The following is a 14149-nucleotide window of genomic DNA, read 5'->3' as shown; positions in this document are numbered from 1 at the left end:
GAGGGTGGAGTTTAGGAAGATATAAGCTTGATAGTTTTGGAGTTCTTCAAAAGTAAAATCTGTCGTTGCTTCTAATTTGTAAAGTTCATCATAAATACTTTGACAATCAATTATGCTTTTATTTTCACAAAACAAATAAATACTTTTTTTATCTTTATGAATAGAATATAAAAAGTCTCTACCTATCATAATTTTCCTAAATAATACCTATTTTGGCTTTTCCATTAAAATACAAAGCTTGTGATATTTTACAAACTCCACCTAAATACCGCTCATCCCAAATTTGATCTTTTATTTTATAACTTTTTGAATTATATCTGTATATTTTTGTTATATTATTAATATTTTCAAGACATTTCATATCTTTATAAACTACAATGAAAATTCTAAATTCCCCAATGGCAATTTTATGAGCTAAATTTTCTTGATTATTAATAAAGGAACAATCTTTTCTGTATTTATTAAAATCATTTTTATCAAGAATTAAAATATATTTTTCTTTTTCATGTGCTTTTAAAATAAAATCTATGATTTTTGTTTGACTAATGGTAGGAGCTTTGTAGCTTGTATAATAATTATCTCCAACCTCTTCTAAAATATCATTTGTTTCTTGCATTATGGTGGCTATTAATGAAAGAAAATATTCAAAATGGTTGATTTTTTCTGGAGAGCTTCTTAAAAACCCAAGAGGTCCATTTTTAAGAGCGAAATTTTTATTATTAATAGCATTATTTTTTAACACAAAAGTTTCTGTATATATTTGAATATTTTTCATAAAATGATTAAGATACTCTATACATTCACTAAAACTTTTATCTTTGACTTTGTTATGGTTAGCATCTAATTCTAAAAGATAGGAGTAGAAGTAAAGAGTTTGAGTTAGGGGGATTATGGAGTGAGAATCTTTACCCGTATAGATAGACAGTCTATTGTGTGAGCCATATTGAGCAGAAGCGATGATTTCAATTTTACCATTATCATAAATGTGAGTGATTTTTTCTGAAATATCTATAATGTATTTTCCTAAAAGATCTTGCATAATTTTTATTGTATTAGGGTTGAGAGCTATATTAGGAAAATTCCAACCATAAACACTAGGGGCATTAAAGGTATAAACTTCGCTAGGGCTAAAAGATAATTTGTCTTTATATTTAATATCACAATATATCAAAGCCATTTGAGCTAAATACCCACCCAATGAATGTCCTACAAATATAATGCTTTTGTGTTTATTTTTGATTATTTTATCTACTTGTTCTAAAAATTCTAAAAGAGAAGAAGATTGGAGGTTGCCATTGAGGGATAGAGTTATGTCTTGAGCTATATCTTGAATCGAGCTAATAAAATTATCAGCTTCAGTTCCCCTAAATCCTACCACAAATTTATCTTTTTCTTTATCATAAAACAAAGTAGCACTAAAGCCACTTGTAGTGTTAGGCTGATGAAATTGAACCTCATATCTTTGAATGAAATTTTTAGTCTGTAATTCTCCAAATTCTCCATTTAGTTTATCAAAATTTGTCTTTTCATCAAAGAAATTTAATATTTTTGATTGCCAATCATTATCTTGTCTTAAATCAATCAATACTTTTTTATCTTTATATTTTTGACTGACAACATGTTCTAAATTTACTTTTATTTCTCTATAACCTCTAAGAGAATTTTCTTCTTGAATTTTTTCTTGATTAGAATCTAACTCAAATATATTTCTAGTATTTAAAAAATCAAAATTAAAATAGCTAGCTTGTGCAAGTTCTGCATAATCTTTTAAATTATTGATTTGAGTTTTCATTTTTATTTCTTTTAATTAAATAAATTATTGCAAATATTACAATATGTATCACAATAATAATTAAGTACAACTTAAAATTACTATTATTTCTATTAATCAATAGTAGCAACAAATAGCAACAAATAGCAACAAATAGCAACAAATAGCAACAAATAGCAACAAATATATTTTTTGTTTTTCTTGCTTTTTTATAAATCAAATAATAAAAATAAGGCAATAATGGAAAAAGATAAAGTATAACAAGAAAAAAGAACATTTTAGTAAAAGTTGCATCATATGCCATATAATAACCTAAAATAGCCCCAAATCCCCAAATTATAATCCAAATAATATATAGATTTTTTAGTATTATCACACTACTTCCTTTTTTTGTTGAAATTTAAATTATTATTAAAAAATCAAAAAAACCAATCTATACAAGTTTAGCGTAATTTTTGAGATTGTTAATTTGAGCTTTATTACTCATTTTTTAAATCCATATAGAAAATAAAAAGATATAAAAAAATGTATAAAAAAATACAAAATAATAAAGAAAAATAATAAGAAAGTTCTTTTCTAAATTTAATAGATATTATTAAAAATAATATTGTATAAATGCCTAATATTATTACATAATTAAAAAATCCCCCCGAGATAAAGAAAAATAAAGAAAAATAAAGAAAAATAAAGAAAAATAAAGAAAAATAAAGAAAAATATTTTTGGATTTAATAGTTTCTTGTAGTGTTAAATATGATATGTAAGGTAACAATGGATAAGAATATATAAAAAATGCAATCTTTAACATATCACCAAAAAATTCTATATCACTAAAATAAGCATATAAAGAACTAAACAAAAAAATAATTCCCCAAAACATCCCCCAAGCAATGTATATTTTTTTTAATAAACCCATTTATTTTCCTTTTTATATTTTTAATAAAATTATCCTACTTTTTAAAAATCAAAATATAATTACACTAGGAACCATTCCAACCATAAACACTAGAGGCATTAAAACTATAAACTTCACTGGGACTAAAAGATAGCTTGTCTTTATATTTAACATCACAATATATCAAAGCCCCACTTAAAGCGTTAGACTAATGTTTTAAAATACAAAATCAATAGTTCTTTTACTCAGTGCATCATTTAACCCTACCCTGCTAATATCATTATCCAATGTTATTTCTTTACTATCAAAACAAGTATTTATAAGAGAAATACAATATTTAGGTTCTATTTTAACTATTTTATTTTGTTCAAAACGAGCTTGTATAGCTCTTGCATAGGTAGAATTTTGATTATTATGTTTATCACCTAGTCTTTGGTTATCTAAATCTTTTTCTAATTCCTTTCCTTGATTATCAATAATAACACCTGTAAAAACTGGATCTAATAAAGCATAACTAGCATCTGCACAATTAGCATAGTCTAAAAATTTAGTGATTAAGTCTAATTTGGCTTCTTGTGTTTTAATGTTTTTGCTCATTTATATCCCTACTTAAAATTATCAAAATAGCTACAAGTGAATACTTCTTCATATCTAAAATATAATCCAGAGCCCTCATCGCCTCTTAAGAATACACCATCATTTTCATATTTATATCTTATATATGTAGCAAAAGGCTTGGGCATTTTTTTATATTTTTTATCATATACTATGGTTATAATATTGCCATTTCGTTTCTCGGATTTTATCGTATCTTTTATATCATAATAAGTAAATGTTTCATTAAGTTTTTCATAATAAAAATATTCATAACCATCATCCTTAACTCGTTTTTCTATAGAAGGCTTTTTTTTTGTAAAATCGCTATACAATTCCCAATAAGCTTTATTGTAAATTATTACTTTATTATCTATATCTTTACACAAGCTCCTAAACTCATAATACTGCGGATCCATATATTTATAAGAACATCCTCCTACTAAGAATAATAAAAGATATACAGGTAAAAGAAACAAAGTAAATTTTTTAAATATTGTTTTAAAATTTATAGTTTTTGTTTTATTTTTTAATTTATAAAAAATTTTAAAGATAAAATATAAAATAATAGAAAATATAAAAACAAAAAAGAAAAATATAAGAATAAATATTAAAAGATTAATAAAGAATTCTAGCATTTATTAACTCCTCTTAATTTTCTCTGTTTTTTCATAAGACAATTTGTAGTGTTGGGCTGATGTTTTAAAAGTTTAAATCTATTTACAAAATCAATAGTTCTTTTACTCAGTGCATCATTTAACCCTACCCTGCTAATATCATTATCCAATGTTATTTCTTTACTATCAAAACAAGTATTTATAAGAGAAATACAATATTTAGGTTCTATTTTAACTATTTTATTTTGTTCAAAACGAGCTTGTATAGCACAAGCATAAGCTGTGTTTGTATTTTTAGGTTTTACAATATTTTCCCTTTTACTATTTTTCATAACAATATCTTGCTTTAATTTATCACCAAAAGTAAGTTTATCTGCTTTATAAATATTATTCTTTTCATCTTGCTCTATATTTTCCCAAACATATTACAACATATTACAACATAGCATAACTAGCATCTGCTATATCAGCATAGTCTTTGATTTGAGAAATAAGTTCTTTAGGGTTCATTAATATCTTTCCAAATTATATTTTTCATCACTTTTTACAAATTTACCATTAATAAAATAATGAAAAGATCCCCCACCAACACCTGTGTATCTTGTACTAGAAAAACTAAATCCTCTTCCTTCATCTCCAAATAATCCATAGCTTTTTTTACTATACATAAATCTAGTAGAAAAAACAACAGGATATTTTTTACCCTCACACACATAATAAGTTGTCATACCTAAATAAGGTCTTAATTTTTTATAGTTTTCTTCACCCATATATGCTTTAAATTGATCTTCATAGTATGCAAATTCGGGTTTATCATCGAAATTAAAATTAGATTCTCCTATTTTATAATTATAATCGTTACGATAATATTTACAACCATTAGAAAGGACTTGAGGGAATTTTTTCTTCAAATAAGAAAAATTCACAAAATGAGTTTCATTTCCTACTTTGATTTCACTCCCTAAATACTTGCTACGAAATTCTTCTCTTTTTTTCTCTAATTCCAATATCTCTTCTCTTATTTTTTTATCAAAGATATAAATTCCACCATAATTACTTGCAAGAGTTTCTAATTCACTTGCTTTATTTTCTTTAAAAGCACATGCACTTAAAGATACTAAAGAAAATAAGCTTAGAATTATCATTGTGATTTTCATTTGATACTCCTTTTTAAAATTAATTTTGGAAAATTATCTTACTTTACTTTGAAAAATTATTTTTCTTTGTATTTATTTAAAGACAGTAAAGTCAAATTTTCAAATATATTTTGATCATTTTTGATGATATTTTGCAAGGCGTTTTGCAAATAAGTCATAAAAATATCTTCTTCCATCTCTTTAAATACAGGCGAATACAATTCTTTAGTAATTAATTTTAATACAACAAGATTAATTAGTTTTGTATCTTTAATAAGCGGAATTTTTGAAATAACTGTTTGAAAATCATCTATATTTAATTTTTGGAAATTATCATTTAGTATTGTTTTTTTACGATTTTGTGATAATTCATTTTGCAATTTATCTAAAATTTTTCCTATATTTTCATAAGTAAAATCTAAATTAACAGAAGAATTAGATTCTATAATAACTTCAGAATTTTTAATATTATTATCCTCTATAAAACTATAATCTATTTTTGTTTCAATAAGTTCTTTAATGTTTTCTTTTGCCTTAAAATCTAAACCATCTATTTTTCCTCTAGGTTTTAGCTCTATTTCATCCATCTGTGTGTGTTTTTCTATTTCTTTTATTTCTTTTGCTTGCTTTAAAGTTTCTTGTTTAATCTCTTTTGAATCAACAAAACGCAACTCAATAAGACCTAACTTTAGAACATCGCCTTTGTTGATAATAATTTCATAACCATCTTCCAATCTAGAAAAAGAATTATTATAAAAAATATCACTGCCTTCTATAGGCGTCATAGTAAAAAAACCTTCTTCAAAAGTAATCTTCATATGTTTTTCTTTAACAGAATTATTTTTATCTTGTATCCAAAATAAACATTCTGGACTTGATCCAACAAGTCCACCAGTTTCATCAAATACACAAGCTACTGTTTTTGTAATATTTTCGTCAATATTTTCAATTATTAATCCTATGGTTTCTTTATCTATCATTTTGAGCCTTTGTTATATTTTCTACTATTTTAAAATCACTTAATATCATAATTATATTATTAATATCTGAGTTGTTATTATTAAGTTTGAAATCAAAATACATTTTTTTATTGTCATTAAATAAAACACTGTAAGATGAATTTGAATTTTTACTTTCCTGTAATAATTTATACCAAGCCCATTCTCCTTTATATGATTTTGTGTAATTTATATTAGCATCTAAATAAGAATACGCAGTGAAATCAAAACTAGTTCCATTGTTAAATTCATCAGTTATAACATCTAATTTTGTATGTAATGTATGATCATATATAATAGAAGTATCATTATATTGAACTTTTACAAAAGAAAAATCGGCACTTAAGTCAAGACTTTGTAAAGTAAAGCGCACCCTCATTACATCATTTGCATTTAGCATTAACTCTGATAAATTACCAGCCTTAGTAATAAAATCCAAAAATTCTTTGGAAAAAGTTAATCTTGAACTAAATTTAGAATTAATAGAGTAAACATTTTTTCTTTTAATTAGAACATTTGTTAAATATTTTTCATAAAACTTATTTAAAATTCCATTTTTACCAAAGAAATTTTTAAAAGAATCTATACTCAAATCTTGTGAACTTAATAAATTAAAAGGATAAAAAGGAGCTATATCATTAACAAATGGCGCATAAACCTCATTCAACCAAACAGTATTAAACAAAGAAACTCCATGGTTTTCTATAATATTCCAAGCATACAAAGAAAGAGTTGCATAATATTTTTCCAATTCACTTGGTAAATTTTTAATATTTTGTTCAAGAGAACTAAATGGGTCGCTAGAATCTTTACTATCGCTTAAAGCGTATTTTATTTTTTCCTCAATAGTTTGCGAGTTATTTGTTGTAAAGTCAGTTATTTTTTTATGAATATTAGACAAATCTGTATTTATTAATTCCATGGTTTTTTGATGACTTCCAACATCTAAACCTACAGCAGTAGCACCCGTATTTAAAATAGAATTTTGTTCTATAATTTTATGATAAGCATCAAACGAACTGGTAATCCCCATAAAACTTGTCTTTATTTCAGCAGCATTAACACCGAGATTATATGCTTGAGTTAGTAAAGTAGCATCGTTAAGATTGGTATTTACACTAACAATTTTTATAAAATTCATTAAAGGATTTTCTTTTTTAGATAGTATATTAAGTTCATTTAGCATAGAACTTTTGGAAATAAACTTTTTTGGTGCAAGTGAATTTAAAATTTCTTGCCATTTATTTTGATATTGCGTTAAATAAATTTTAATAATTCCCATTGCCATATTGCTTCTATTTTCAGAATTTGACAAATCATTTAAAATCCATGAATCAATCTCAATGGCTTTATCTATTTTTACATTTAACGTTTGCAAAAAGTCAGCCATACCTTTTTTTGTGTAAATTTCTTCAATACTATCAATTTTAATAGACTCTGAGAAAACATTATTAGCAGCAAATCCTAATTCATTTTTAAAATTATATACTTTATTGTTTTTATCTAGAATGATAAAGTTAAGTAAAGTATATATTCTTTGAATTTTTGCTACATTATATAGTTTTTCAATAGATAGTTTAACCGAAATATCATCTTGCTGAGAAGTGCTTAAGTCAATCTTTTGAAGTTCATCGATACCAGATAGAAAATTTTCTTTAGAAATTTTATATTTTTCTAAAAAATTCCAATTTTCATTAATCCATATTTTTAATAAATCTTTATCAAGATATTTTTGCTCAAACAATGATTTATATACATATAAAGTTTTAATTAAGTTATCATAATTATCATCAGTTTGTAATATTATTTCCATTTCTTTTAACAGGGTATTTTTCAACACATCTTCACTAATTTTATAATATAAATTTTGTGCTTTTTTAAAGCCTTTATATGTTATGTTTAAGCTAAAATATTCAAACAAACTTGCCTTTTCGATTAATTGTGGATATACACTTAGTATATTTCTTAAATCAACTAATAATTTTGCTTTCTCTTCTATACTCATCATGGGGTAATCTTGCATATTTTTCAACAAAAATGAAAGATCAGTATAAACACTTTGAGATATTTTCTTTTCTTGCTCACTTTTAAGAATAAAATAAGATGAAATAAAATAAGTCATACAACTCAAAAATATAGTTAAACCCACAAGCGATATCTTTTTGTAAAAACTTTTAATTCTACTTAGCGATGAATCTTTAAAGACAATATCTTCAAGCAAAGACTGAACAAAATAACTTTGCTTGCTAAAAGACTGTTTTACTTGAGCTAATGGTTTTTTTATATTATACTTTTCACAAATTGTATCAAGCATAAAATTTCTTGGCACATTTTCTTGATAAGCACTTACATAATATACCCCTCTTAAAACTGAACTATTTTTTAAAATATTTTCATTTTGGAGTTGCACGATAAAGTCTTTGCTCAATACAAATAAATTATCCAACTGCTTTAAAAATAAATAAATTTTATTTTTTTCCTCTATAGTGTATATAGAAGAATTTTTATCAACAAAACGTAAAAACAAAGATTTGCTTATCTCTTCAAAAGACTTTTGAATATCTTCTTCTTTAAAATGTTCTGCAAAACTTATACCAAAAGCTTTTTTTTGAATTTTTTCATTAAAAATATCAAAAAATTCTCTCATACCTTCTATCAAATCTAATTTTGAAAAAACAACATAAATAGGTAATTGTACACCTAAAATTTTTTCACACTCATGCACCCTTTTTGTTAAATAACGAATTAAATTATTAGAATATTCTTTTGTGTTTTCCAAAAACAATCGAGTATCAATTATTAAAATAATGCCATTTAATTTACTATGAAAATAATTCTTATTTAAAAATTTTAAAAAATTTTGCCAAATGCTCTTTTTAATTAAGAAGTCTCTATTTTTCTCTATATCATCTTCGGGTAACTCATCGCTACTATTAGGATGAAAAAAATCTTCTTGAGAAAAATAATTTCCCTCAGTATCAAGCAAAGCGCCTTTCTTGGAAACATATAAGCTAAAATTATTGGTAGACTTATGCATCTTTTTATATGATTCTAAACTATCACTTAAAGGATATTCTATATCAGAATAATTTATAAAAGTACTTTTACCAGCACCTTCATTTCCTACAATAACAACAAGAGGCAAATTTTTAGTGTTGATATCTTTTTTCCATGTTTGTTTGGCATCTTTTAATGCGATAAAGAAATTTCTTTTTGCTTTGTATAAAAATTCATTAGATTCTTTTTTAATTTCTTTAAGTCTTATTCTTTTGTCATCCTTAAAAGATTTTATAAAATTACTTAAAGGCTTTAAAAGGAAAAACAAAAAAATACAACACCAAAATATAAAAATTATCCCAAATCTTAAATAAGAATTACTAAAAACATAAATTTCATTAAACGCAAATAAAGAACCATAAGCCCAAAAAAATAAACTTAAGACAACTAAAATAATAAGTATTAATGTGATTACGAAAATCCTAGATTTTAAAATTTGCATTATTTTTTGAAACATAATTTTTCCTAATATAAATTCAAATAATTTTTATTTCTATTTATTAATTTTATATTATTTTTACTTATTTTGTATTAAAATATTAAAAGCTTTTAATATAAATATAAAGTTAAAATTATAATCATAAGGAAAAACATGGCACAACCAGCATATATCAAAATCGAAGGTTCAACACAAGGACTTATTTCAAGTGGTGCTTCTACAGAAGCAAGTATAGGAAATCGCTATCAAGCAGGACACGAAGATGAGATTATGGCTCAAGAAATTTCTCATATTGTAACAGTTCCAGTTGATCAACAAAGTGGACAACCATCAGGACAAAGAGTTCATAAGCCTTTTACTTTCACTTGCTCTCTAAATAAAGCAGTTCCTCTACTTTACAATGCACTTACAAAAGGTGAAAGACTTCCGAGTGTTGAAGTTCATTGGTTTAGAACATCAACAAGTGGTGGACAAGAACATTTTTTTACAACTAAATTAGAAGATGCTATCATTACAGATATTACCTTAGTAATGCCAAATGCTCAAGAAGCAAACAATCATGACAAAACAGAGCTTTTTAAGGTATCTTTAAATTACAGAAAAGTTATTTGGGAGCATACAGCGGCTGGAACAAGCGGAAGTGATGATTGGAGAGAAGCAAATTCGTAACACAATAAGCTCATTGTTTAACAATGAGCTTTATATGCTATTTAATATCCTTATCACTTTCATTAAAAATAATCCCAATAAATCCCAATACCAACAAAGGTTTTTTAATGAATACAAACAACTCTTATCTTAATTTAAAAATTAACAAACTTGATTTTAAAATCACAAAAGCCATTATAAAAGAAAGCTTGGATCAGATCTTCTTATGTGAATGTGAAGGTTTTTATGAAAATATCAATAATGATATTTTTAGTGATGATAATATTGAATTTAATCCTAATATGCTTATTGATAAAGAAGCTTCACTTATAATTAAAAATCCTTACGAAAACAAAAAGATAGACTTTTCAACTAATATTGATATGATTTATCGGGGAATAATATCTTATGTTGACTATTTAGGTGTTAATCAAGGCAGTGCTAGCAATATTGTAAAAGAAAATTTTAAACAATTAAACCATAAACATTTTTTTAAGTTTAACTTGCATTCTCCTTTAATAAGACTTGATTTTAATAAAGCAAATCGTATTTATACTCATACAAACATAATAGAAGTAATTAAACAAACCTTAGCCTATTACAACACTAAGCTAAATAAAAACATTGATTTTTCTAATATTCATCATATATATGAAACTAAAGAATTGATTTCTCAATACAATGAAAGTGATTTAGAATTTATCACAAGATTAGCACACAATCATGGCATTTATTTTTATGAAGATAAAGATAATATTTATTTTTATGATTTTTATACTCATAAAGGCAAAATAAAAGATATAGTTTTTAATCCTAATATCAACAACCATCTTAATGAAACTTGTATTTACGCACTAAATAAAGAAAAACAAATACAAACTAATGCTTTTACTCATTCTAGTAATAATTCCAAACAACCTTTAAGTTTATATTCATTAAGCACTAAAGCACAAAACACCAATGCGCATTATAATGAGCATTCTTATGAAAGTGAGTATTCCTTTACACAAAATATTAATTTAAAACAATCCCCTACCCTAAAAGAAAAAAGAAACACTATGCTTAATAATATACTAAAAGCAAAAAGCAATATTTATCATCTTAGTTTAAATGAAAGTATTAAAATTAATATTCAAGAAGAAACCACCAAAGAATATACTATTATAGCAAAAGAACAAATTTTAATTGATGATGCTATTTTAGCTAATACTATCAATACCAATGATAATTTAAATATTAAAGACTTAAATCTAAGCAAATCTTATACAAATAATTTAACCCTTATCCCATCTTTTTTAACCTTTACACCTAGTTTTAAATCCAAACCAAAACCTCCAATTAATACCATGGGTATAGTTATAGGAGAAGATTCTAATATAGAAAATCAAAGAAATACCATATACACAGATGAATACGGAAGAGTAAAAGTAAGGATTAATCTTTATGCTAATCAAGAAGAATTAGATAATAAAACAAACATGTATCACCATAGTCCATTCTTAAGAGTAGCTAGTAATGTAGCAAGCAATCATTCAGGTTTTTATCATACACCTAGAATTGGAGATGAAGTTATTATTTCATTTTTAGATGATGATATAGATAAACCTTTTATTAGTGGGAGTTTATATAATGGGGTGAATGATCCTCTTGTATCGTTGCCACACCATGATCACAAAACTTCCATTAGCTCTAAAACTATAGGAGTATATGAACAAGGATACAATGAACTAACTTTATCCAACTTAAAAGATAAAGAACAAATCTATCTAAAAGCAGAAAGAGATTATGATGAATTGGTTCAGCACAACTTTACTCAAAGAATTTTAAATGATAAAGATTCTATGGTGGATGGGATTTATAATGAAAGAATTAAAAAAGTTCATACGCAAACCATAGATTTAGCTAAAAATGTCAATGTTGGTGCTGAGTATCTAATAAATGTAGGTTTATCTAAAGACACCATAGTTGGATTATCTAACACTTTAAATGTAGGAGTAGACAACAAGTTAAGAGTAGCTAAAAATTCAAGTGAATATATAGGAGAAAATAAAGACACTGAAATATGCGCAAACAAAAATACCATTATACATAAAGATGAAACTAGAAATGTTAAAGGAAACAAAAAAGAAATTATAGAAGGTTATTACAATATAAATACAAGCAATAAAATACAAGTCTTGAGCGAAAAAGAGATAGATTATAAAAGTAAAGACAATATTCTTTTTACAAGCAATGAATCCATGGGATTTGAAAGCGATAAAAATACAAGTATGGTGGCTAATAATATCACTACCTATGCAAAAACAACTCATTATCTAAAGGCTGATAGTGAGGCAACTATACAAGTAGGAGAAACATTGATTAATGCTAAACCAGATTGTGTTATTATTAAAGCAGGTGGAGTAGAAGTAGTGATAGATTCTAAGGGTCTTGTTGTTAAAGGTGGAGAAATTAAAGCAGAGTAAATATATAGTATTTATTTGAAAATAAATACTATATTTTAAAAATTTGAGAATGCCAAATATTAGTAATACAATAAATAGTATAAAAAAATATCGTTATGATTTTTATAGAAAATTTTATAAGCTATTTTTAAAATATCAAGGAATATAAATGAAAAAACCTTTTTATAAACTTAAAAGATTTTATATACCTTGTGGTTTACTTATAGCTTTGATTATTTTTATAAGCTTAGCTTATCGCCCTTTAGAGCTTATCTTTTGGGATAAGTATAATCATGAAAAAGAATATCAAAATGCTAAAGATATATACAAACTATTTAAGAGCAACGAAGAAGAATTTAAAAAAGTTTTTGTAGAACAAAACTTAAATCAAGAATTAAAACTTAATCAAAAAGAATTATTAAATTATATGCATAACTTTAAAAAAGATTTTAAATTTATGCAAATTTTAGGTTTAGACAATGCTTATTTGGTAGCTCTTAAAAATAAGGATGTATTATTTGGTTTGCAAATGCAAAATAATCTTAATTATTTTTATTTTATTTCCAATAGCACTGATTTAAAAGAAATTAATAATTATTTAAATGTTGTGGATGAGTTTCTTGTCTTTATGAGTGAAATTGAAAAATTACCATCTAAGTATAATCCAGGTAAAATAATGTTTGAAATTAATTTTATGACTTATAATATCTTGTTTTTTGGTTTTACTTTAGATAAAAACTTTATGTGTTCTATACCTCAAAAAGAACAGTTATTAGAAAATATGATTAATTCTTATAAAAAAATGAATTTATTTCATGATGCAGATTTAAAATTTCAAGATCAAGAATTATACGAAACAATATATGTAACAAAAAAACTTAATTATTTCATAAATATTGCTAAAGGAAGATTAAATGCATGCGGAAAATAATTTAAGTCCTGAAGATAGACAAGGTATAGAAAATGCTGTGCTTGCTAAAAAAGATATAATACCGAATTGGATAGCAAATTTTAATAGACAAGATATAGAAGACATACAAGATAAAACTCAATATTTGCGGGATACTGTAGATAGATTAAAAAACACCGTAAATTCCTACTCCAAGCAATATCCTACTTTAGAACCAATAGCAAGAAAAATAAGAATAATAACCAAACCAACAGAAAACACTTTAAAAATTATGGATTATTCTTTAGAATATGTCCTTAATGGCGAAAGGTCGGTAGTTATTAAAGCTATAGCTGAAGGGGTTGAAACTATTGTTTATACAGTTGGTATTTCTGCGACTGCAATTGCAGCTGGAATTGTGAGTTTGGTTGGTATATTATGTCCAGATTCAGCACCTTTGGTAGCATTTGGTGCCTTTGTAATATTCACTCAAGGAGAGGAGCTGAGTTACTATATATCACAAAAAGCTAAAGAAATAATAATAAATTTTTTAAATCCAAAAATACAATATTTTCCACAAACTATCCATCTGGGCAATGGACAATATTATAAAAATGATAAAAATATAGATGAAATATTCAACAATATATACGAAGTTCTTGG

11 protein-coding genes and 1 pseudogene are annotated in these 14149 nt (G+C 24.9%); 4 read left to right on the top strand and 8 right to left on the bottom strand.

All coding sequences use genetic code 11. From position 1 onward, the window contains the following. The 8 genes and pseudogenes from L8X40_RS07925 to tssM all read right to left on the bottom strand — a co-directional run. Window positions 1–189: pseudogene (locus tag L8X40_RS07925) on the bottom strand (hypothetical protein); the annotation flags it as partial. Between the two features lie 7 nt (window positions 190–196). Next, window positions 197–1792 carry a lipase family protein gene (locus L8X40_RS07920; protein WP_263667643.1) on the bottom strand — a complete coding sequence of 532 codons (1596 nt, stop codon included), beginning with the start codon at window positions 1790–1792 and terminating at the stop codon, window positions 197–199. A gap of 1088 nt (window positions 1793–2880) precedes the next feature. Beyond that, window positions 2881–3261 carry a methyltransferase gene (locus L8X40_RS07915; RefSeq protein WP_263667642.1) on the bottom strand — a complete coding sequence of 127 codons (381 nt, stop codon included), beginning with the start codon at window positions 3259–3261 and terminating at the stop codon, window positions 2881–2883. 8 nt (window positions 3262–3269) lie between these two features. Beyond that, window positions 3270–3647 (bottom strand): hypothetical protein, encoded by a 378-nt coding sequence (locus tag L8X40_RS07910; RefSeq protein ID WP_193552012.1) that lies wholly within the window; start codon window positions 3645–3647, stop codon window positions 3270–3272. A 242-nt stretch (window positions 3648–3889) separates the two neighbouring features. Beyond that, on the bottom strand, window positions 3890–4207 hold the full coding sequence (locus tag L8X40_RS07905) for a hypothetical protein (RefSeq protein WP_263667641.1): 318 nt from the start codon (window positions 4205–4207) through the stop codon (window positions 3890–3892). A 177-nt stretch (window positions 4208–4384) separates the two neighbouring features. After that, window positions 4385–5032, bottom strand: coding sequence for a tRNA 2-selenouridine synthase (locus L8X40_RS07900; RefSeq protein ID WP_263667640.1), 648 nt, complete (start codon window positions 5030–5032; stop codon window positions 4385–4387). A gap of 56 nt (window positions 5033–5088) precedes the next feature. Next, entirely contained in the window at window positions 5089–5991 is a 903-nt protein-coding gene (locus L8X40_RS07895; protein ID WP_214100891.1) for a hypothetical protein, read from the bottom strand. Continuing rightward, window positions 5981–9523: a type VI secretion system membrane subunit TssM gene (gene tssM / locus L8X40_RS07890; RefSeq protein ID WP_263667639.1), complete on the bottom strand. Its 3543-nt coding sequence runs from the start codon at window positions 9521–9523 to the stop codon at window positions 5981–5983. Before tssM ends, L8X40_RS07895 begins: the two co-directional genes overlap by 11 nt. 135 nt (window positions 9524–9658) lie before the next feature. On the opposite strand from tssM, the gene L8X40_RS07885 reads away from it, so the two are divergent. The 4 genes from L8X40_RS07885 to L8X40_RS07870 form a co-directional block, all read left to right on the top strand. Continuing rightward, complete coding sequence (locus L8X40_RS07885; RefSeq protein WP_039626225.1) at window positions 9659–10174, top strand: Hcp family type VI secretion system effector; 516 nt, start codon at window positions 9659–9661, stop codon at window positions 10172–10174. Between the two features lie 107 nt (window positions 10175–10281). After that, the gene (locus L8X40_RS07880) at window positions 10282–12618 is read left to right on the top strand and encodes a type VI secretion system Vgr family protein (RefSeq protein WP_263667638.1); all 2337 of its coding nucleotides are present in this window, start codon (window positions 10282–10284) and stop codon (window positions 12616–12618) included. 148 nt (window positions 12619–12766) lie between these two features. Next, window positions 12767–13528 (top strand): hypothetical protein, encoded by a 762-nt coding sequence (locus tag L8X40_RS07875; protein ID WP_263667637.1) that lies wholly within the window; start codon window positions 12767–12769, stop codon window positions 13526–13528. Continuing rightward, window positions 13512–14149 (top strand): hypothetical protein (locus L8X40_RS07870; RefSeq protein ID WP_263660882.1); only part of this gene is annotated, 638 nt, incomplete at its 3' end. The genes L8X40_RS07875 and L8X40_RS07870, both read left to right, overlap by 17 nt.

It is taken from the genome of Campylobacter sp. CNRCH_2013_0855 (genome assembly GCF_025773025.1).
GTDB lineage: Bacteria > Campylobacterota > Campylobacteria > Campylobacterales > Campylobacteraceae > Campylobacter_D > Campylobacter_D jejuni_C.
The sequence above is the reverse complement of the archived record's forward strand: the minus strand, read 5'-3'. Positions and strand labels throughout refer to the sequence as shown.

Excerpts from the sequence above, each read along its gene's own strand:
- L8X40_RS07900 (WP_263667640.1), bottom strand. The coding sequence starts at position 5,032 with ATGAAAATCACAATGATAATTCTAAGCTTATTTTCTTTAGTATCTTTA.
- L8X40_RS07920 (WP_263667643.1), bottom strand. The coding sequence starts at position 1,792 with ATGAAAACTCAAATCAATAATTTAAAAGATTATGCAGAACTTGCACAA.
- L8X40_RS07880 (WP_263667638.1), top strand. The coding sequence starts at position 10,282 with ATGAATACAAACAACTCTTATCTTAATTTAAAAATTAACAAACTTGAT.
- L8X40_RS07875 (WP_263667637.1), top strand. The coding sequence starts at position 12,767 with ATGAAAAAACCTTTTTATAAACTTAAAAGATTTTATATACCTTGTGGT.
- L8X40_RS07915 (WP_263667642.1), bottom strand. The coding sequence starts at position 3,261 with ATGAGCAAAAACATTAAAACACAAGAAGCCAAATTAGACTTAATCACT.
- L8X40_RS07885 (WP_039626225.1), top strand. The coding sequence starts at position 9,659 with ATGGCACAACCAGCATATATCAAAATCGAAGGTTCAACACAAGGACTT.
- L8X40_RS07895 (WP_214100891.1), bottom strand. The coding sequence starts at position 5,991 with ATGATAGATAAAGAAACCATAGGATTAATAATTGAAAATATTGACGAA.
- L8X40_RS07905 (WP_263667641.1), bottom strand. The coding sequence starts at position 4,207 with ATGAAAAATAGTAAAAGGGAAAATATTGTAAAACCTAAAAATACAAAC.
- tssM (WP_263667639.1), bottom strand. The coding sequence starts at position 9,523 with ATGTTTCAAAAAATAATGCAAATTTTAAAATCTAGGATTTTCGTAATC.